The organism is Pseudomonas piscis, assembly GCF_009380155.1.
In the GTDB taxonomy this organism is placed as follows: domain Bacteria; phylum Pseudomonadota; class Gammaproteobacteria; order Pseudomonadales; family Pseudomonadaceae; genus Aquipseudomonas; species Aquipseudomonas piscis.
The window spans coordinates 825,558-845,215 of sequence record NZ_WHUV01000003.1 but is presented as its reverse complement, the minus strand read 5'-3'; the positions used below and the strand labels follow the sequence as shown (position 1 = coordinate 845,215).

Genomic DNA, 19,658 nt, shown 5'->3' with positions numbered 1-19,658 from the left:
GAGGGCCCGAGCCCTCGCCGCCCTCGCGCCTCAGGCCAGGAGCTGTTCCAGTTGCGCGGTGGTATCCGCCGCGCCCATGGTCCGGGCCGCCTCCAGGGCACTGACGCCATTGGCATCGCGAACCTTGGGATCGGCGCCCTGGCTGATCAGGTAGGTGACGATCTCGGTGCGATTGAACATCGCCGCCATCATCAGCGCAGTACGGCCGTCGAAAGAGGCGCCCTCGACCTGGGCACCACCCTCCACCAGCGCCTTGACCACCGCCAGGTCGCCCTTGAAGGCGGCCCCGGCGATCGGGCTCTGGCCGTTGTCGTTGCGGATCTCGGGGTCGGCCTTGTGCTTGAGCAGCACCTTTACCGCCTCCACATGCCCGTAGTACGCGCTCAGCATCAGCAGGGTATCGCCCTTGTGGTTGCGCAGGTTGACCGGCAGGCCACCACCGGCCAGCCGATCGAGCATCTGGGCATCGCCCTGGCGGGCGACGTTGAACACCTGCTCGACAAACTGGGCGGCCTCGTCTTCGGTCATCTGGCGGCTTTTGTCGGTCATCGGTAACTCCAGGTTCGGCAAATCGGAAAGTCGCTAGTTTCCCCAAGCCGGCCGCAGCCTGTCATCCTCTTTTTCCCAAGGGCCACCATAGACAGAATCAATAGCGCAGGCGCCCTCCCTGGATGTCGGCGAAGATCTGCGGGGTCAAGCGCACATAGGTGTCCGAACCCGGCAGCCAGGCATAGATCGGATCGTCATCGGTGCGTTCGAGATCGAAGGCCTGCTCCTTCAGGCGGCTCTTCTGGTACTTGAAAGTACCGGTGGTGTCCATCTTCACCTTGATCCGCAGGAACAGCGGCACCGCATAGCCCGGCAGTTGCTGCCGGGCGAACTGCAACAGCGCGCTGAAATCCAGGGTCGCCAGGGACTCCGCCGGGGTGATCGCCACCATCCCCGCACGGCCGTTGGTGTTTTGGATCTCCACGCCGTAGGCCACCACCTCGGCGACCTGCGGGTGCCCCAGCAGGATGTTCTCGACCTCGGTGGTGGAGACGTTCTCGCCCTTCCAGCGGAAGGTATCGCCCAGACGATCGACGAACTGCACATGGCCAAAACCGATATCACGCAGCAGGTCGCCGGTATTGAAGTAGCTGTCGCCCTTCTCGAACACGTCCTTGAGGATCACCTTGAGGTTCTTCTCCGGATCGGTATAGCCATCCAGCGGCGCCTTGTCGTCGATCTTCGCCAGCAGCAGGCCCTGGCCGCCCTTGGCCACCTTCTGCATGAACCCCTGGCTGTTGCGCAGCGGCGCACCGGTGTCGTGGGCGTACTCCACCAAGGCCCAGGGAATCAGGGAAAACCCGACGGTGTTGTCGAAATTGAGAATGTTGCTGAAGCCGATGTTGCCGTCGCTGGCAGCGTACAGCTCGCAGATATGGCCGACGCCGAAGCGCTGCTTGAATTCACTCCAGACCCCCGGGCGCAGGCCGTTGCCGATCATCTTGAACACCTGGTGGTCGCTGTCGCGTGGCGAACCCGGCTGGTCGATCAGGTAGCGGCACAACTCGCCGACATAACCTATGGCGGTCGCCTGGAAGCGCCGGGCATCGTCCCAGAACTGGCTGGCGCTGAACTTGCGGCGGATGGCGAACCCCGAGGCCCCGGTGATGGCCGAGCCCCAGCACACGCACAAGCCGGTGGCGTGATACAGCGGCAAGGTGCAATACAGCACGTCCTCAGGCTGCATATCCAGGGCGATGGTGCCGAAGCCGGCACTGGTGCGCATCCAGCGTCCGTGCTTGAAGATGCCTGCCTTGGGCAAGCCGGTGGTGCCGGAGGTATAGATGTAGAAGCAAGGGTCATCGAGGAAGATGCGCTGGGTCTGGGCCAGGTTGTCCTCCGGGTAGCCGGCACTCTCGGCCATCAGGTTGACCAGCCCTTCGGGGGTGGCTCCGGGATCGGCCAGGGTGTCCTGGTCGGCGACGTACCAGTTGCGCCGCGGCTCGATTCCGACCTGGTCGCGCACCGCCGAATAGGCCGCCAGCAACTCGGCGCCGACCATGATCGCCACCGGCTTGACCAGGTTCAGGCTGTGCACCAGCACCCCCTGGGTCTGCGCGGTGTTGACCATGGCGCAGATCCCGCCGAGCTTGGCCACCGCCAGGACGGTGACCAGCAGTTCCGGACGGTTTTCGATGAAGATCGCCAGCACATCGCCCTTGCCGATGCCCTGCTCCTGCAGGTAGGCCGCGATGCGGTTGGCCCACTGGTTGACCTGGGTGTAACTCAGGACCCGATTGCCATACAGCAATGCCGGCCCTTGCGGATTGCGCCTGGTCGCTTGTTCGAAGCTCCAGCCCAGGCCGCAGGGCTGGTCCGCCTTCTCGATGTTCCCGGCCCTGATACCGCGCACCACCCGTGGCAGCGCCCGGGCAATGGATGGCACCTTACGCAGCATCATGCCCCAGGTGATCATGTCGCTCTTTTGCTTGTTCATGGTGGCTCCGGCTCGACGACAAAGGTCTGTGCCCGGACCTGGCCGGCCGGGCGCTGGCAACGGATGACGTGCTGGGCTCAACCGGGATTGGCGACCCGGAATCGGAGCACCGGCAGGCGACGCAGGCCGCAGCTGCTGGAAAGGAACGACGGATGAGTCGGGGAGAGTGCGGCAGGCAGCGCCGCCGAAGCTATGCACAGATCGTTCATGAAGGGCGTCCTATATTCTTATTATCCTTCGGGCGAGATCACCAGGACCGCGCCGCAACACATTCCATGTCGCTGCAAGCCCCTGCCCAGCGCTGGCGCAAGACCAACGCAGCAAGGGCTGACGAGCTGGAAAATACGTCAGCCCTCGCGAAGCTGTACACGGGGTTTTTGCAAAGTTTTGTATCTCCAGCGCCGCCCTTTGATGGCACTCCATGGCCCTGGATCGGCATTGAATTTTCTTGCCGGCCCGATGGTCACAATGATCAAGGCCACCATGCGCCGTGCCCCGCCACAACCTGCAAAATGCAGGATGCACGATGGCGATTCATGCAATTTGCACGAACTCTTCTTTCAGGTGATTTTGCAAGTCATTGATATATAAGGATTTTTATAAAATCCAATACTGGCACAATCACTGCACCTATCACTCCATGCTTGCCCTTCAAGAACTAACGGAGCTGATAGACATGAGCCTGATCCAAGAAAAGTTTTCCTCCCTGTTCTCCAACTTCGAAGTGACCACCCTGGCGCGCCCCGATGGCGGCATCCTGCTCACCCTGCGCAATAGCGAGGGCAAGGAGTTCAAGCGTTCGATTTCCTACGCCCAACTGCACGCCGCAGACCAGTTGTCGTGGGTCATCAGTGCCATCCGCCGCGACCTGGCCGAGCAGGCCAGCGAGCTGCCACAGATTTCCCTGCTGCAGAGCCAGAACCGCTTCGCCCTGCCGACTTACCACTCCCTGTAAGTCGCTGCCAATCCAGCTGCTCGGGCCGGCCCCACCTTGCGTGGCGCCGGCCCGAGTGCATTTGCCAGGTCAGTCGTCCAGGCGTGGGAAAACACTGGCGATCGCGTCACCGGTGATCTTGGCGGCTTGGGTCGCGGTCTTGCCGCCGAACAAGCGGATGGCCACCAGGTCCGGCTGCTCGCCCATGTCGAACCAGTGGGCGGTGCCTGCCGGCAGCGAGACCAGCTCATGCCGTTCGCATACCAGGCCATACACGTAGTCGTCGATGTGCAGGTAGAGCAGCCCGCGCCCGGCCAGCAACAGCAACGCTGCGTCGTCATCCAAGCGCTGCTCCTCGGGCAAGCTGCCGTCGATGTCCGCATAGCTGCCCTTGCGGCTGAGCACTTCCAGCGAGGCATGGCCGCGCTGGCTCATCAGCGGATCGAGTTGGGCCTGGAAAGCGCCCAGGACCTGCTCCTGGCTGGCGCCGGGTTCGATCCGGGTAGCGTGCGGCCAGCGCTCGATGGCGATGCCCTGCTCGGCCAGGGTGGCGGCGATATCCTCGAAATGGGTCAGGACCTTGTTCGGCAGGTCCGGGCTGGAGACGTGATAGACGGACAGGCTGCTCATAGTGGTGACTCCTGGAGTTTGATGGGGCCGTTCGGACACAACGCCGGCGCCTTCGTCGAAGGAGCTTTGGCAGGGTCGCTGGCCACGACAGGCAACAGTGCGAGAAACAGGCTCAGGGCCTCTGCTCTTGCATGCGGGTGGCAATGATAACGGCTGCGGCCAGGGCTGCGACGCTGGCAATACTAAAGGTCAATGTCGCACCCAGGGCGTTCCAGCTGTAGCCGGCGTAGAGCGCTCCGAGAGCGCCACCGGTGCCCGCCAGGGCTGCATACAACGCCTGGCCCTGGCCTTGCTGGCGCGCCCCGAAGCTGCGTTGGACGAAATGAATGGAGGCAGCGTGGAAGCTGCCGAAGGTCGCGGCGTGCAGCACCTGGGCCAACAGCAGCACCCAGAGGAACTCCGCCAGGCTGCCCAGCAGCAACCAGCGCAGGGCCGCCAGCAGGAAGCTGGCCAGCAGCACCCGGCGTACGGAGAACCGCGCCAGGATCCGGCTCATGGCCAGGAACATCAGCACCTCGGCCACCACCCCAAGGGCCCAGAGCATGCCAATCAGCCCACGGCTGTAGCCCAGGCGCTCCAGGTGCAAGGTCAGGAAGGTGTAGTAAGGACCGTGGCTCAGTTGCATGAGCGCCACGCACAAGTAGAAGGCCAGCACCCCGGGGGCCCGCACCTGCCGGAGAAACCCCTCCCCCGCCAGGCGCTGGCCCTGGGCCAGCGGCTGGGCATTGGGCACCCACAGGCTGCTGAGGACGATCCCCGCCATGATCACCACCAGGGTGACCGGGTAGATATCCAGGCTCAGCCACTCGAACAAGCGCCCCAGGGCCACCACCGTGAGAATGAAGCCGATGGAGCCCCAGAGGCGGATCTGGCTATAGCGCGAGGCCTGCCCCTGCAAGTGGGCCAGGGTGATGACCTCGAACTGCGGCAGCACCGCGTGCCAGAAGAAGGCATGCAGGGCCATGACCATCGCCAGCCAGGCGTAGCTCTGGTCGATGAAAATCAGGGAAAAACAGCCCAGGGTGCAGATCGCGCCGAAACGCACGATGGCCAGGCGCTGGCCGGTGTAGTCGCCGAGCCAGCCCCAGAGGTTCGGCGCCACGCACCGCATGAGCATGGGGATGGCCACCAGCTCGCCGATCCGCGCGCTGGAAAACCCCAGGTGGTCGAAGTACAGCGCCAGGAACGGCGCGGTCGAACCCAGTAGCGCGAAATAGAACAGGTAGAAGCTGGAAAGCCGCCAGTACGGCAATGCCGCCACGGTCATCCGACCGTGGCGACCGGCAGCGCCGGCATCAACGTTGGCCCAGGACCGGAGTACCGACGCGCACGTCGGCGTTCTGGCCGCGATGGCGCAGCAGATGGTCCATCAGCACGATGGCCATCATCGCCTCGGCGATCGGCGTGGCGCGGATGCCCACGCATGGGTCGTGGCGCCCCTTGGTGATCACGTCCACCGGGTTGCCGTCGACATCGATGGAGCGCCCTGCAGTGGTGATGCTGGAGGTCGGCTTGAGGGCCAGGTGGGCAATGATCGGCTGGCCCGAGGAGATGCCACCGAGGATGCCGCCGGCGTTGTTGCTGAGGAAACCTTCCGGCGTCAGCTCGTCCCGGTGTTCCGTGCCACGCTGGGACACCGAGGCGAAACCGGCGCCGATTTCCACGCCCTTGACGGCGTTGATGCTCATCAGCGCATGGGCCAGTTCGGCATCCAGGCGATCGAAGATCGGTTCGCCCAACCCTGGCATCACGCCTTCGGCGACCACCGTGATCTTCGCGCCCACGGAATCCTGGTCACGGCGCAGTTGGTCCATGTAGGCCTCCAGCTCCGGCACCTTGTCCGGGTCGGGGCTGAAGAAGGCGTTGTCCTCTACGCAGTCCCAGGTCTTGAACGGGATTTCGATCGGGCCCAGCTGGCTCATGTAGCCCCGCACCACGATGCCCTGGCTGGCCAGGTATTTCTTGGCGATGGCACCGGCCGCCACGCGCATGGCGGTTTCCCGCGCCGAGCTGCGGCCACCGCCACGGTAGTCGCGAATGCCGTACTTGTGGTGGTAGGTGTAGTCGGCGTGGGCCGGGCGGAACAGATCCTTGATCGCCGAGTAGTCCTTGGACTTCTGGTCGGTGTTACGGATCAGCAGGCCGATGGAGCAGCCAGTGGTCTTGCCCTCGAAGACTCCGGAGAGGATCTCGACCTCGTCGGGCTCCTGGCGTTGGGTGGTGTGGCGGCTGGTGCCGGGCTTGCGCCGGTCCAGGTCGCGCTGCAGGTCTTGCAGGGACAGCTCGAGGCCCGGCGGGCAGCCGTCGACAATGGCGACCAACGCCGGGCCATGGCTTTCGCCGGCGGTGGTGACAGTGAACAGCTTGCCGTAGGTATTGCCGGACATGCGGGGCGCTCCGTGAAATCAGCGGGAATGACTCAATCTGGACCAGGTCCCGTTACGGTTTGTCGATCCTCCATCGACCCACGGCAACAGCTCCCGGCAGCACGGCAGTATACGCAGGCTACCCAAGTAGTTCATCCTCGAACCTTCGACCCTTGCCCGAGTCCAACGGGCACCTTTTCCATGATGGCGTGATGATGCTGCGAGTTCTTCTGCTGAGTCTGTTCCTGTTCACCGGCCTGGCCCAGGCCACCGTCCTGCAACGTCCCATCAGCCTGGATACCGGCCATGGCGAGCTGTACGGCACGCTGCTGCTGCCCAAATCCGCGCAGCCCGTGCCGGTCGTGCTGATCATTTCCGGCTCCGGCCCTACCGATCGCGACGGCAACAACCCCGACGGCGGGCGCAATGACAACCTCAAGCGCCTGGCCTGGGTGCTGGCCCGGCACAACATCGCCAGCGTGCGCTATGACAAGCGCGGGGTGGCCGCCAGCCTCGCCGCCACTCCGGACGAACGCAACCTGACCCTGGAGGCCTACGTGGCCGACGCCGTCGCCTGGGGCAACAAGCTCAAGGCCGACCCGCGCCTGGGCCAATTGGTGGTACTGGGCCACAGCGAGGGGGCGCTGATCGCCAGCCTCGCCGCGCCGCAAGTGGATGCCGCCGGGGTGATCTCCATCGCCGGCACCGCCCGGCCGGTAGACCAGGTCCTGCGCCAGCAATTGAGCTACCGCCTGCCCCCGGGCTTGATGGTGCGGGCCAACGAACTGCTGGACAGTCTCAAGGCCGGCAAGGTCGACAGCGATGTGCCCGCAGCCTTGCAGGTGATCTTCCGTCCCAGCGTGCAGCCTTACCTGATCACGCTGTTCCGCGAGGATCCGGCCGCTGCCTTCGCCCGCCTGAAGATGCCGGCGCTGATCGTCCAGGGCAGCAACGACATCCAGGTCAGCGTCGATGATGCCAAGGTGCTCAAGGCCGCCAAACCCGATGCCCGGCTGGCGCTGATCGAGGGCATGAACCATGTGATGCGCATCGTGCCCAACGACCTGCAGCGCCAGCTGGCCTCCTACAAGGACCCGCAACTGCCCCTGGCGGCACAGCTGGGCAGTGCCATCACCGACTTTATTGACGGACTTCACACCCGTTAGCCTGTTTTAACCCTCCAGTCCTGGAAAAAACGGCCGATAAGCCTTTGCCGGCCGTTCGATTGCTGTCGGCGCACAGCGATTGGACAGGACTTGCCGTTATGACTGATACCCAGAATTCACCTGCCGCCGAGCAGGAAACCGTCGCCCCGGAGCCGGCAGCGCGCCCCTGGGCCGACGTTCAGGTCGAGCATCGCAAGATGCTGCGCCTGGCTCCCCTGCAAACCGATCGCGCCACCGGCTCACGTCCCCTGCGTTTCATCGAGTTCGGCTACGCCGAGCGCAGCAACAAGCAATACAGCCTGCTGCGCATGAACGTCAGCCTGCCCGGGCAACGGGTGCGCAAGGAACAGAACCACCTGGATGTGTGGGTCGAGCACGACACTCGCCGGGTCTGCTTCGAGCCCGAGGGCGGCCTGCAGATCGAACCCTTGAATCGTGGGATTGGACGCTTCCTGCTGGCCCAGGCCGCACAGTGGGCACAGAAGAAATGGCCGCACTACCGGGTCGACGGCTTCGACCTGGCGAACAAGGACGCCCTGAACGAAGACACCCGCCTGCGCCGCGACCATGTGCTGCGCATGCAGGGTTTCGACGTGGCCTACGCCGATGCCCAGCACCTCAAGGGCAGCGTCAAGGACGTCCAGGTCGGTGAGCTGCTGAGCCAGTGGAACACCGAGAAACTGCAGTTCGTGGAGATACTGGAAGCCGCGCAGATGCTCCAGCAGGCCGAACAGAACCTGGAGGAACTGGAAGGCAAGCTGCGCAAGCAGGATGAGAAAGTTACCAAGTACAAGCGTGAAGATGCCGGCTTGCGCTTCACCATCACCTGCCTGGTGGCCTTCGCCGTGTTCCAGGCCGGGTTGCTGATCTGGATCGCGACTCACCGCTGAGCCGCATCCTCTTGCCGCCAGAGCCCGCATTGCGCGGGCCGGCGGCCCCCTTCAGAGACGAGAAGCGAAGAGTGCCTGGTGCTGACGGCATTGTTCGGCGGTGAGCATGAACACGCCATGGCCACCGTTCTCGAAGTCCAGCCAGGCGAAATCCACCTCCGGATACAACGCCTCGACGTGCACCTGGCTGTTGCCCACCTCGACGATCAGCAGGCCCTTTTCGGTCAAGTGCCCGGCCGCTTCGGCCAGCATGCGCCGCACCAGGTTCAGGCCATCTTCGCCACAGGCCAGGCCCAGCTCGGGCTCGTGCTGGTATTCCTCGGGCATGTCGGCGAAATCCTCGGCGTCGACATAGGGCGGGTTGGACACGATCAGGTCGAAGCGCTGTCCTGGCAGGCCATCGAAACCATCGCCCTGCACGGTGAAGACCCGCTCTTCGACGCCGTGGCGCTCGATGTTCTGGTTGGCCACTTCCAGGGCCTCGAAGGACAGGTCCGCGAGCACCACCTCGGCATCACGGAACTCGTAGGCACAAGCGATGCCGATACAGCCGGAGCCGGTGCACAAGTCGAGGATGCGGGCCGGCTCGTTGGCCAGCCAGGGCTCGAAGCGCTTCTCGATCAGTTCGCCAATGGGCGAGCGGGGAACCAGCACACGCTCGTCGACCATGAATGGCAGGCCGCAGAACCAGGCCTCGCCCAGCAGGTAGGCCACGGGGACGCGGTCTTCGATGCGGCGCTTGAGCAAGTGCTGCAGGTGGACCAGCTCGTTGTCTTCCAACGCGCAGTCCAGATAGCTATCGGCAATTTCCCAGGGCAGATGCAGGGCACCCAGTACCAGTTGGCGCGCCTCGTCCCAGGCATTGTCGGTGCCATGGCCGAAGAACAGATTCTCCCCATGAAAGCGGCTGACAGCCCAGCGGATATGGTCACGCAAGGTGCGTAGACGGGAAGTGATCACGGAACAGACTCCTGACAAAACGACCGACGATTCTAACAGCCAAAGCCGTTGTCGACTAAGCGTGAAAACCATTGCCGCGCAATCGACCGGCGAGCGCCCTGGCTCCTCCCGAAGGGCGCTCGACGATAGCCCTTGACATGGCTGCAGGCCAGCAACGGCGCCCCTTACGTTAGTAGCGATTCACAGAAGCGCTCCGCCAGAGGACAATGTCGCAAACGCCCCACTCACAGGAGCCCCAGAATGTCCGTTCCAAAGACGATGTTTCAACTCAGCGGTCGTGGTTATGCGGCGGCCAATTTGAGCCACGCGACCCTTGTGATCATCGACGCCCAGAAAGAGTACCTCAGCGGCCCCCTGGCCCTGTCCGGCATGGACGCGGCAGTGGCCAACATCCGCCAGCTGCTGAGCGCCGCCCGAGCAGCCGGCCGGCCCATCGTGCATGTCCGCCACCTCGGCACCGTCGGCGGCCTGTTCGACCCCCAGGGTGAACGCGGCGAATTCATTCCCGGCCTCGAACCCCAGGGTGACGAGACCATCATCGGCAAGCTGCTGCCCAGCGCCTTCCACGGCACCGAACTGGAAAAGCGCCTGCAGGACCTGGGCTCCCTGGACCTGATCGTGGCCGGTTTCATGAGCCACTCCAGCGTCAGCACTACCGTCCGCGCGGCGAAGAACCTGGGCTTTCGCTGCACCCTGGTGGAAGATGCCTGCGCCACCCGCGACCTGCCCTACAAGGACGGCATCCTCAGCGCTGCACACGTCCAGCAGACCGAAATGGCGATCATGGCCGACAACTTCGCCACCCTGGCCTCGACCGCAAGCCTGATCTGACCGCCCTCCGGTGAGCGGCTGGCGGGCCGCTCATCCATGAACGCCACGCATTTGCAGCAATTACCCGAGCCTCAGGAACCACCCGATCAACTTCCGGTCGAAGGGCCGATACCCACTGAGGAAGGTCGGAATGAAGATATCCGATGGTTTTGACGCACGCCGGTTGCGGCCCAAGAGCCCGCGCAACTGGCGCTTGCGCTTGGGAGCGGCATTCTCCGCATTGCTGGCGACCTGCGGCGTGCTGCTAGCCATGGCCGGTATCGCCAGCCTGCTGGGACGCGCTCCGGCGCTGGGCGAACTCAACGCCCAACCGCTGGGATCGACGGTGGTTCTGCTGATCGGCCTGGTACTGCTGTATGCCGGCGTGCGCCTGTGGCGACGTTGCCGACGGCGCATGCGCCAGCCGCTGGCGCTGAACATGGCCCCGCACCTGATGAAAAAACACGACTGAAACGGCCCACGGCGCGATTTACGCGCCTGAAGGCGTACCGACTTGGGTAAACTAGCCGCCCTTCGCGGAGGCTGACATGCAAGACGACGACTTTTCCCTGTTCAAGAACGAAATGCGCGGCATCAAGCCGATCAAGCATGACCGTGCCGAAACAGGCAAACCCAAGACCGACCGGGCGCAGATCGCCAAGCTGCGCCAGGCTGCCACCGTACGCAGCGAAACCACCACGGTGGACGGCTTGTCCGACCAGTTCGTCATCGACGTGGGGCCGGAAGACGAGCTGATGTGGGCCCGCGACGGGGTCCAGGACAGCCAGATGCGCAAGCTGAAGATCGGCCAGATCCCCTTCGAAGGCAGCCTCGACCTGCACGGCATGACTGTGGAGAAAGCCCGGGAAACCCTCTGGGCGTTCCTCGCCGAAGCCACCAAGTTCGAAATTCGCTGTGTCCGGGTTACCCACGGCAAGGCCGTGCGCCTGGACGGCAAGCGGCCGATGATCAAGAGCCACGTCAACACCTGGCTGCGCCAGCATCCGCAGGTGCTGGGCTTCGCTTCCTGCCAGGCCAGGCATGGCGGCACCGGCGCGCTGTATGTGATGCTCAAGCGCACCATGATGGAAGGCCGCGACGAATAAAGCGCCTGCATCGAGCTTGCAGCGCCGTGCCGGCCACCGTACCCTTGCCCTTTGCGTAAAATCCCACAGGTAGTTTCATGTCCCTGGAACAGAATTACACCGCGATCCTCGGCCAATTGGGCGAGGACGTCTCCCGCGAGGGCCTGCTCGACACGCCCAAGCGCGCCGCCAAAGCCATGCAGTACCTTTGCCGCGGTTATGCACAAACCCTGGAAGAGGTCACCAACGGTGCCTTGTTCAGCTCCGACAACAGCGAAATGGTGCTGGTCAAGGACATCGAGCTCTACTCGCTGTGCGAACACCACCTGCTGCCTTTCATCGGCAAGGCCCACGTGGCCTACATTCCCAGCGGCAAGGTCCTGGGGCTGTCGAAGGTCGCGCGCATCGTCGACATGTATGCCCGACGCCTGCAGATCCAGGAAAACCTCAGCCGGCAGATCGCCGACGCCGTCCAACAAGTGACCGGTGCCCTGGGCGTGGCCGTGGTGATCGAGGCCAAGCACATGTGCATGATGATGCGCGGCGTGGAGAAGCAGAACTCGTCGATGATCACTTCGGTGATGCTCGGTGAATTCCGCGAGAATGCCGCGACCCGCAGCGAGTTCCTCAGCCTGATCAAGTGACAGGCGGGAAATGAAAAAACCGGCGTCGATCGCCGGTTTTTTTTCGCCTGGCAAAAATCGGTTAAGCTGCCGCCCCTTCATCCATGGGCAAGAGGCAACACCGTGATCGTCAAAGCACTGCGAGTCGGCCTGGGCCAACTCATCATTTTCATCGACTTCATCACCCGCCCGCGCAAGCAGCAGCGCAGCGCCGCCGCCCAGGCCCAGGTCGAGCAGGCCGCCCAGGGCCTGGCGCTATATCAGTTCCACGCCTGCCCCTTCTGCGTGAAGACCCGTCGCGCCCTGCACCGCCTGAACGTGCCGGTGGCACTGCGCGACGCCAAGAACAACCCACAGGACCGCCAGGCCCTGCTGGAACAAGGCGGCAAGATCAAGGTGCCGTGCCTGCGCATCGAAGAGAACGGGCAGACCACCTGGATGTACGAATCCAAGGTGATCATCGACTACCTGAACCAGCGTTTTTCCGCAGCCTGAACAACCTGCCGCGAAGGTCCGGCGCCCGTCAGGCGCCGGACGCCGCTCAATCGAACATCGCCACATGTCGCGGATGACTCGCCACCCGCTGCATCCAGGCCTGGATCCCGGGATAGCCGGCCAGGTCGAAACCACCCTCATGGGCCACATGGGTGTAGGCATACAGCGCGATGTCGGCAATGGAGTAATGCTCGCCAACCAGGTACGGCGTGCGACTCAGTTGTTTCTCCATCACATCCAGCGCCTTGTAGCCACGCTTGTGCAGCTTCAGGTATTCCTCCCGGCGCTCCTCGGGCAAGCCCTCGTAGGCTTTTATGAAACGCGCCACGGCAATGTAGGGCTCGTGGCTGTACTGTTCGAAGAACTGCCATTGCAGGACCTGGGTCCGTAGCCGCGGCTCGCTGGGCAGGAACTCACTGCCATCGGCAAGGAAGTTGAGGATCGCATTGGACTCCCACAGGCAAGTGCCGTCCTCGAGTTCCAGGACCGGGATCTTGCCGTTGGGATTCTTCGCCAGAAATGCCTCGGTCTGGGTATCCCCGCCAAGGATATCCACCGCCTGCCATTCATAAGGCAGACCCAACAGGTTGAGCATCAGCTTGATCTTGTAGCAGTTGCCTGAACGGTAATCGCCATAAACCTTGTACATGGCCCTCCCCTAGGCTGCCTGTGCAGCCTGTGCTTGACGTATCACGGTGGCCAGCCGCTTGAGGCCCTCGTCCAGCCGCGCCGGATCGATGTGGCTGAAATTCAACCGAAGATGCCCGTGGTTGTGGTCCGGTTCGCTAAAGAACGGCTCACCGGGCATGAAGGCGACGTCGCGCTCCAACGCCGCCTTCAGCAAAGTGCGGGTGTCGAGGGGCTGTTTCAAGCTCAGCCAGAAAAACAATCCGCCCGCGGGCACCTGCCAGTGCGCCAAGTCGCTGAAGTGAGCCTGCAAGGCCGCCTCGAAAGCATCACGACGCTGGCGGTAGTAGCTGCGCAGGTCCTGCAGATGCTGTTGGAACCGGTCGCTGCCGATCCACTGCATGGCCTGCCACTGGCCGAAACGGTTGGTGTGCAGATCCGCCGACTGCTTAAGCCGCAGCAGGTGCGGGAACAGGTCCGGGCTGGCGATCAGGTAGCCGACCCGCAAGCCGGGCAGCAAGGTCTTGGACATCGTGCCGCTGTAGATCCAGCTGGCCTTGTTCAAGCGCCCGGCAATGGGCCTGGCGCTGCCGCCGTCGAAGGTCAGCTCGCGATAGGGCTCGTCCTCGACCAGGGTGACTTCGAATTCGTCCAGCAAGGCCGCCACCGCATCGCGCTTGGCTTCGCTGTAGCGCACGGCCGAGGGGTTCTGGAAGGTCGGGATCAGGTAGGCGAAGGCCGGGCGCTGCTGTTCCAGGCGCTGGCGCATCTGCACCAGGTCCGGGCCATCTTCCTGCAGGGGCACGTTCAGGCACTGGGCACCGAACAGCTGGAAGATCTGCAAGGCTGCCAGGTAGGTCGGGGCTTCCAGCATGATCTGGGTGCCCTTGTCGATGTACAGCTTGGCCGCCAGGTCGAGGGTCTGCTGGGAGCCGCTGACCACCAGGACCTGGCTCGCCGTACAAGGCAGGCCGAGCTGGCGCGCCTGTTCAGCCAGGACCTCGCGCAACTGCGGCTCCCCCTCGCTCATGCCGTACTGGCCCATGGTGGTGGGCATGTCCTGCCACTGCACCTTGGGCAACATCGCCTCGGCGGGCAGGCCTCCAGCGAACGACATCACCTCCGGACGCTGGGCCGCGGCGAGGATTTCACGAATCAGGGAGCTTTTGAGGCGCGATACACGTTCGGAGAAGGCCATGGATTCACCGCTAGCGAAGGGTTGGGAAAATACGTCAAACTGCTTGACCGAAAATTACGCCGACTCTCGCAGATACGTCAATATGCTTGACCTTAAACAGCAATCCTCGCAGCAGATCGCCATGGAAGCCTTCTTCTTCGGCTACCAGGCCTTCACCGCCAAGGCCGACGAAATGCTCGAACGTCGCGGCCTGAGCCGCGTCCATCAACGCATCGTGTTTTTCATCGCTCGCTACCCCGAGTTGAGCGTGAAGGAGTTGCTGGCCCTGCTGGGAGTCAGCAAGCAAGCCTTGAACACTCCCCTGCGCCAACTGTTGGAAATGCACCTGGTGAACAGCGTCACGCCAGCCTGCGATAAGCGCAAACGCCTGCTGCAACTGACCGCCGAAGGCGTGCGCTTCGAACAATCCTTGCGCCGCGAGCAGGTCAAGTTGCTGCAACGGGCCTTTGCCGAAGCCGGTGAGGATGCGGTCAATGGCTGGCTGGCGGTCAACCAGGCCCTGGCCGGCAAACCGGCCGACGCCTGACTTCCCGGGCGGGCATCAGCTCCCGGTACCCGCCTCCTGCCATCTCCCCGTCTTGAGCCCCGATTGCCTGCAAGCTCGATATAGCCGTGCCTGGCAGAGCTTTCGCACACAAGTCCAAAAACATTATTTGCATTCTTTGTATACAAAAGCATAATCGCCAACTGTGAGTTCTTGACCCAAGGGTCAACTAAGCCCACGCGCCTGACCTGCCTCAAAGAGCCGCTGCCCACCCTCGCGTGCCCGGTTCTGGAAAAAACAATAAAACTCTTGAGGAGTACTCGCTGTGGAAAGCCGAAAATCCGAAGCCTCTCCGCTCAACCTCTCGTCATCGCCGAATAGCGGCTGGCTGGAGCGCATCTTCAAACTCAAGTTGCATGGCACCACGGTGAAGACCGAGCTGATCGCCGGCATGACGACCTTCATCACCATGGCCTACATCATCTTCGTCAACCCGAACATCATGGCCGACGCCGGTATCGACCACGGCGCCGCCTTCGTCGCCACCTGCATCTCCGCAGCCCTGGGCTGCCTGTTGATGGGCCTGTACGCCAACTGGCCAGTGGGCCTGGCACCTGGCATGGGGCTCAACGCCTTCTTCACCTACACCGTGGTCGGCACCATGGGTTACCAGTGGGAAACCGCCCTCGGCGCGGTCTTCGTCTCCGGCGTGCTGTTCATGATCCTGACCCTGTCGCGGGTCCGCGAATGGCTGCTCAACAGCATTCCGGCCAGCCTGCGCTTCGCCATGGGCGCCGGGGTCGGGCTGTTCCTCGGCCTGATCGGCCTCAAGACCTCCGGGATCATCGTCGACAGCCCGGCGACCCTGATCAAGCTCGGCTCCCTGCGCGAGCCGGGGCCGCTGCTGGCTGCGGTGTGCTTCCTGATGATCGCCGTGCTCAGCTATCGCCGGGTGTTCGGCGCGATCCTGATCAGCATCATCGCCGTGACCCTGGCCGGCTGGGGCCTGGGCCTGGTGCACTACAACGGCATCCTCTCCCCGCCGCCAAGCCTGGCGCCGACCTGGATGGCCATGGATGTCGCCGGGGTGTTCAACGTCAGCATGATCAGCGTGGTCCTGGCGTTCCTGTTCGTGCACATGTTCGATACCGCCGGCACCCTGATGGGCGTGGCCCAGCGCGCCGGCCTGGTGAACCCTGACGGACGGATCGAGAACCTGTCCCGGGCGCTCAAGGCCGACAGCGCCTCCAGCGTGTTCGGCGCGGTGGTCGGTGTGCCACCGGTCACCAGCTATGTGGAAAGCGCCGCAGGCGTGGCCGCCGGTGGCCGTACCGGCCTGACCGCCATCACCGTGGGCGTGCTGTTCGTGGCGGCGATGTTCTTCGCCCCGCTGGCCGGGATGATCCCCGCCTACGCCACCGCTGGCGCGCTGATCTACGTGGCGATGCTGATGATGGGCGGCATGGCCCATATCGACTGGGAAGAAGCCACTGACAGCATTCCGGCGATCGTCACGGCGATCATGATGCCCCTGACCTTTTCCGTCGCCGACGGGATCGCCCTGGGCTTCATCACCTACGTGGTGCTCAAGGCCGGCACCGGCAGGCACAAGGAAATCTCCATCAGCCTGTACGTGCTGTGTGCGATCTTCATCGCCAAGTTCGTGTTCCTGTAGTTCTCGGCCCTTGTCGCCAAGCCCCGTCCAGTCGGATGGGGCTTTTTCATGGGCGCCCCGGCAACACGCCGGCCCGCCCTGGTCGCGGGCAAAAAAAAGCCCGCAGTGTGGGGCGGGCAAGGACCAAAGAAAGCTATTTGCGCAGGATTCTTGGGGGAAAGTCCTAGCTTCCTCGATAGGTCGAATAGCTGTAGGGCGAAATCAGCAGGGGCACGTGGTAGTGATCCTGCTCGGCGCTGATGCCGAAACGCAGCACCACCACATCGAGGAATGCCGGCTCCGGCAACTGCACACCGCGGGCGCGGTAGTAATCGCCGGCGTGGAAGTGCAACTGGTAGACGCCGCTGCGGTACTCATCGCCTTGCAGCAGCGGTGCGTCGCAGCGCCCGTCGCTGTTGGTGACGGCGGTGGCGACCGGTTCCAACTGCGCCCCTTCGACCCGATACAGCTCGATCTTGATGGCGCTGCCAGGGCAGCCGTGTGCGGCATCCAAAACGTGTGTAGTCAAACGTCCCATTGATTCTGCGTGCCTGTTGCGATCGAGCTTCAGGCCTCGCGCCTCCCGGAGTCAGTGAAAGAAAGGGCGGCCATGATCGGCGGCTGGGCAACGAGCATGGCGAGGTCACAATTAAGACACTTTTATCTAAAATTGTACACAATAATAATTGCACTCATCGCCCACTCCAGAGCTACTGTCGGTCGACCGCCGATCAAGACCAAAAGCACGCCGCCTGGCGACTTGCGATTCATAAGCTGACCACTTGGGCAGATTTCTTGCAGGGAGATTGTGCAGCAACAAAAGGGTAAATTTGCAAAAAAACGGGCTTACAAACCGATTATAAACTTGTATACAATCAAGCCATCGCAGTGACGCTCACCTGGCTCTTCCCGGTTTCAGGTCCCGCCACGCCACAGTTACCACGAACAATAAGGAAGACTGCAGTGAGCGCTGACTACCCTCGCGACCTGATCGGTTACGGCTCCAACCCTCCTCACCCTCACTGGCCAGGCAATGCCCGTGTCGCCCTGTCCTTCGTGCTCAACTACGAAGAAGGCGGCGAGCGCAACATCCTTCATGGCGACAAGGAGTCCGAAGCCTTCCTCTCGGAAATGGTCGCCGCGCAGCCCCTGCAAGGCGAGCGCAACATGAGCATGGAATCGCTGTACGAATATGGCAGCCGTGCCGGCGTCTGGCGGATCCTCAAGCTGTTCAAGGAATTCGATATCCCGCTGACCGTCTTCGCCGTGGCCATGGCCGCCCAGCGCCATCCGGACGTGATCCGCGCCATGGTCGAGGCCGGCCACGAGATCTGCAGCCACGGCTATCGCTGGATCGACTACCAGTACATGGATGAGGCCCAGGAACGCGAGCACATGCTCGAAGCGATCCGCATCCTCACCGAGATCACCGGCGAACGCCCCCTGGGCTGGTACACCGGACGCACCGGCCCGAACACCCGGCGGCTGGTGATGGAGGAAGGCGGCTTCCTCTACGACAGCGACACCTACGACGACGACCTGCCCTACTGGGAACCCAGCAACCCCACCGGCAAGCCGCACCTGGTGATCCCCTACACCCTGGACACCAACGATATGCGCTTCACCCAGGTACAGGGTTTCAACAAGGGCGATGACTTCTTCCACTACCTCAAGGACGCCTTCGACGTCTTGTATGCCGAGGGTGCAGAGGCACCGAAGATGCTCTCCATCGGCCTGCACTGCCGCCTGGTTGGACGTCCGGCACGCCTGGCCGCCCTCAAGCGCTTCATCGAGTACGTCAAGGGCCACGAACACGTGTGGTTCACCCGGCGGGTGGATATCGCCCGTCACTGGCAGCAGGTCCACCCTTGCCAGGGAGCGGCGAAATGACCGCATTCCAGACCCTCAAGCCCTCGACCCTGGACCGCACAGGCTTCATCGAGGCCTTCGCCGACATCTACGAGCATTCCCCATGGGTGGCCGAAAAGGCCCATGACCTGGGCCTGGACGCCTCCATCGACCAGATCGAGGGGCTGCACCAGCGCATGAGCGACATCCTCCTCAGCGCCGACCACGCCCGCCAACTGGCGCTGATCAACGCCCACCCGGATCTGGCCGGCAAGGCCGCGATCCAGGGCGAACTGACCGCGGCCAGCACCAACGAGCAGGCCGGTGCCGGCATCCATCAGTGCACCGCCGAGGAGTTCCAGCGCTTCACCGAACTGAACGATGCCTACAAGGCCAAGTTCCAGTTCCCCTTCATCATGGCGGTGAAGGGCAGCAACCGGCACCAGATCCTCGCCGCCTTCGAAACCCGCATCCACAACTCGGTGGACACCGAGTTCAAGTGCGCCCTGGCGGAAATCAACAAGATCGCCCTGTTCCGCTTGCAGACGCTGTAGCCAGTGGTCGAGGCAGGCCCGGCCTGCCGCGGCAAAACCACCGATAAAGGCTGACAAGAACAATGAACAACCACGCCATATCCTGCCCGCAGCCCGCCACCCGCAAGGGTGCATGCCCGGCTGTCCGGAGCCTCGCCGAACCTCGGGGCCCGCACCTTCGCATCCAGCCGCACCGATTCCCGGACACGAGCCGCGAACAGCCCTGGGCATCCGCCAGGGATGCAGGCTGAAACCGCTCGGTGAGCAGTGCCGGACATGGCCAACAGCAACCCATAGAGAATTCAAGAAGAACAGCATGCGCACATTGACCATTGAGCCCCTGAGCAAAGAAGCCTTCGCCCCTTTCGGAGACGTGATCGAAACCGACGGCAGCGACCACTTCATGATCAACAACGGTTCGACCATGCGCTTCCACCGCCTGGCGACGGTCGAGACCGCCCAGCCGGAGGACCGGGCGATCATCAGCATCTTCCGCGCCGACGCGCTGGAGATGCCGCTCACCATCCGCATGCTGGAACGCCATCCGCTGGGCAGCCAGGCTTTCATCCCGCTGCTCGGCAACCCCTTTCTGATCGTGGTCGCGCCACTTGGCGATGCACCTGTATCAGGTCTCGTCCGTGCCTTTGTCAGTAATGGCAGGCAGGGCATCAACTACCATCGCGGCGTCTGGCACCACCCGGTGCTGACGATCGAAAAGCGGGATGACTTCCTGGTGGTCGATCGCAGTGGTTCTGGCAACAACTGCGATGAGCATTTCTTCAAAGAGGATGAGCGTTTGATCCTCGCCCCCCACCAATAAGAGAAGGCCTGATCCCCCGACAACAAGGGTGACGGGCATGAGGTAAAGAC

The 19,658-nt window shown here is 63.2% G+C and carries 23 protein-coding genes; 14 read left to right on the top strand and 9 right to left on the bottom strand.

Translation table 11 applies throughout. The features are described 5' to 3' along the window. Positions 1-30 precede the first annotated feature (30 nt). Both GDH07_RS20945 and GDH07_RS20940 read right to left on the bottom strand, forming a co-directional pair. Positions 31-549, bottom strand: coding sequence for an ankyrin repeat domain-containing protein (locus GDH07_RS20945; protein WP_152898758.1), 519 nt, complete (start codon positions 547-549; stop codon positions 31-33). A 97-nt stretch (positions 550-646) separates the two neighbouring features. Beyond that, on the bottom strand, positions 647-2,485 hold the full coding sequence (locus GDH07_RS20940) for a long-chain-acyl-CoA synthetase (protein ID WP_022640151.1): 1,839 nt from the start codon (positions 2,483-2,485) through the stop codon (positions 647-649). A gap of 275 nt (positions 2,486-2,760) precedes the next feature. Between GDH07_RS20940 and GDH07_RS20935 the strand changes: the two genes are divergently transcribed. Next, on the top strand, positions 2,761-3,069 hold the full coding sequence (locus GDH07_RS20935) for a hypothetical protein (protein WP_152898757.1): 309 nt from the start codon (positions 2,761-2,763) through the stop codon (positions 3,067-3,069). 92 nt (positions 3,070-3,161) lie between these two features. After that, positions 3,162-3,440, top strand: a complete 279-nt coding sequence (locus tag GDH07_RS20930; RefSeq protein ID WP_022640152.1) for a DUF3509 domain-containing protein — start codon at positions 3,162-3,164, stop codon at positions 3,438-3,440. A gap of 69 nt (positions 3,441-3,509) precedes the next feature. Here GDH07_RS20930 and GDH07_RS20925 read toward each other — a convergent pair whose 3' ends face one another. The 3 genes from GDH07_RS20925 to aroC form a co-directional block, all read right to left on the bottom strand. Continuing rightward, positions 3,510-4,049: an acireductone dioxygenase gene (locus tag GDH07_RS20925; RefSeq protein ID WP_152898756.1), complete on the bottom strand. Its 540-nt coding sequence runs from the start codon at positions 4,047-4,049 to the stop codon at positions 3,510-3,512. 112 nt (positions 4,050-4,161) lie between these two features. After that, positions 4,162-5,316, bottom strand: a complete 1,155-nt coding sequence (locus GDH07_RS20920; protein WP_152898755.1) for an MFS transporter — start codon at positions 5,314-5,316, stop codon at positions 4,162-4,164. Between the two features lie 28 nt (positions 5,317-5,344). Continuing rightward, positions 5,345-6,436, bottom strand: a complete 1,092-nt coding sequence (aroC, locus tag GDH07_RS20915; protein WP_022640155.1) for a chorismate synthase — start codon at positions 6,434-6,436, stop codon at positions 5,345-5,347. Positions 6,437-6,627: 191 nt separating this feature from the next. Here aroC and GDH07_RS20910 point away from each other — a divergent pair, with 191 nt between their 5' ends. Beyond that, complete coding sequence (locus GDH07_RS20910) at positions 6,628-7,581, top strand: alpha/beta hydrolase (protein WP_053133256.1); 954 nt, start codon at positions 6,628-6,630, stop codon at positions 7,579-7,581. A gap of 98 nt (positions 7,582-7,679) precedes the next feature. After that, positions 7,680-8,471: a hypothetical protein gene (locus GDH07_RS20905; RefSeq protein WP_152898754.1), complete on the top strand. Its 792-nt coding sequence runs from the start codon at positions 7,680-7,682 to the stop codon at positions 8,469-8,471. Positions 8,472-8,522: 51 nt separating this feature from the next. Here GDH07_RS20905 and prmB read toward each other — a convergent pair whose 3' ends face one another. Then, a complete protein-coding gene (gene prmB / locus GDH07_RS20900; RefSeq protein ID WP_022640158.1) occupies positions 8,523-9,431 on the bottom strand; it encodes a 50S ribosomal protein L3 N(5)-glutamine methyltransferase in 909 nt (302 codons plus the stop codon). A 240-nt stretch (positions 9,432-9,671) separates the two neighbouring features. Between prmB and GDH07_RS20895 the strand changes: the two genes are divergently transcribed. From GDH07_RS20895 to GDH07_RS20875, 5 genes are all read left to right on the top strand, one after another. Then, positions 9,672-10,262, top strand: a complete 591-nt coding sequence (locus GDH07_RS20895; protein ID WP_031320281.1) for a cysteine hydrolase family protein — start codon at positions 9,672-9,674, stop codon at positions 10,260-10,262. A 130-nt stretch (positions 10,263-10,392) separates the two neighbouring features. Beyond that, on the top strand, positions 10,393-10,713 hold the full coding sequence (locus GDH07_RS20890; protein ID WP_053133259.1) for a hypothetical protein: 321 nt from the start codon (positions 10,393-10,395) through the stop codon (positions 10,711-10,713). Positions 10,714-10,789: 76 nt separating this feature from the next. Next, entirely contained in the window at positions 10,790-11,347 is a 558-nt protein-coding gene (locus GDH07_RS20885; protein ID WP_152898752.1) for a Smr/MutS family protein, read from the top strand. Between the two features lie 77 nt (positions 11,348-11,424). Then, positions 11,425-11,970, top strand: coding sequence for a GTP cyclohydrolase I FolE (folE, locus tag GDH07_RS20880; RefSeq protein ID WP_011062625.1), 546 nt, complete (start codon positions 11,425-11,427; stop codon positions 11,968-11,970). Positions 11,971-12,072: 102 nt separating this feature from the next. After that, positions 12,073-12,444 carry a glutathione S-transferase N-terminal domain-containing protein gene (locus tag GDH07_RS20875; protein WP_343038304.1) on the top strand — a complete coding sequence of 124 codons (372 nt, stop codon included), beginning with the start codon at positions 12,073-12,075 and terminating at the stop codon, positions 12,442-12,444. Positions 12,445-12,490: 46 nt separating this feature from the next. Here the strand turns inward: GDH07_RS20875 and GDH07_RS20870 are convergent, their stop codons facing one another. Next, positions 12,491-13,093, bottom strand: coding sequence for a glutathione S-transferase family protein (locus tag GDH07_RS20870; protein ID WP_022640163.1), 603 nt, complete (start codon positions 13,091-13,093; stop codon positions 12,491-12,493). Between the two features lie 9 nt (positions 13,094-13,102). Next, positions 13,103-14,269, bottom strand: a complete 1,167-nt coding sequence (locus GDH07_RS20865; protein ID WP_152898750.1) for an aminotransferase-like domain-containing protein — start codon at positions 14,267-14,269, stop codon at positions 13,103-13,105. 82 nt (positions 14,270-14,351) lie between these two features. Here GDH07_RS20865 and GDH07_RS20860 point away from each other — a divergent pair, with 82 nt between their 5' ends. Together GDH07_RS20860 and GDH07_RS20855 are read left to right on the top strand one after the other, a co-directional pair. Continuing rightward, positions 14,352-14,795: a MarR family winged helix-turn-helix transcriptional regulator gene (locus tag GDH07_RS20860; RefSeq protein ID WP_031320282.1), complete on the top strand. Its 444-nt coding sequence runs from the start codon at positions 14,352-14,354 to the stop codon at positions 14,793-14,795. 283 nt (positions 14,796-15,078) lie between these two features. Continuing rightward, positions 15,079-16,428 carry an NCS2 family permease gene (locus GDH07_RS20855; protein ID WP_022640166.1) on the top strand — a complete coding sequence of 450 codons (1,350 nt, stop codon included), beginning with the start codon at positions 15,079-15,081 and terminating at the stop codon, positions 16,426-16,428. Between the two features lie 163 nt (positions 16,429-16,591). Here the strand turns inward: GDH07_RS20855 and uraH are convergent, their stop codons facing one another. Further along, on the bottom strand, positions 16,592-16,945 hold the full coding sequence (gene uraH, locus GDH07_RS20850) for a hydroxyisourate hydrolase (protein WP_031320284.1): 354 nt from the start codon (positions 16,943-16,945) through the stop codon (positions 16,592-16,594). Between the two features lie 425 nt (positions 16,946-17,370). Here uraH and puuE point away from each other — a divergent pair, with 425 nt between their 5' ends. From puuE to GDH07_RS20835, 3 genes are all read left to right on the top strand, one after another. After that, positions 17,371-18,297, top strand: coding sequence for an allantoinase PuuE (gene puuE, locus GDH07_RS20845; protein WP_343038303.1), 927 nt, complete (start codon positions 17,371-17,373; stop codon positions 18,295-18,297). Beyond that, a complete protein-coding gene (uraD, locus tag GDH07_RS20840; protein WP_022640169.1) occupies positions 18,294-18,809 on the top strand; it encodes a 2-oxo-4-hydroxy-4-carboxy-5-ureidoimidazoline decarboxylase in 516 nt (171 codons plus the stop codon). The genes puuE and uraD overlap by 4 nt, the downstream gene beginning before the upstream one ends. Positions 18,810-19,104: 295 nt before the next feature. Continuing rightward, positions 19,105-19,608: an ureidoglycolate lyase gene (locus GDH07_RS20835; protein WP_022640170.1), complete on the top strand. Its 504-nt coding sequence runs from the start codon at positions 19,105-19,107 to the stop codon at positions 19,606-19,608. The last annotated feature ends 50 nt before the right edge of the window (positions 19,609-19,658 follow it).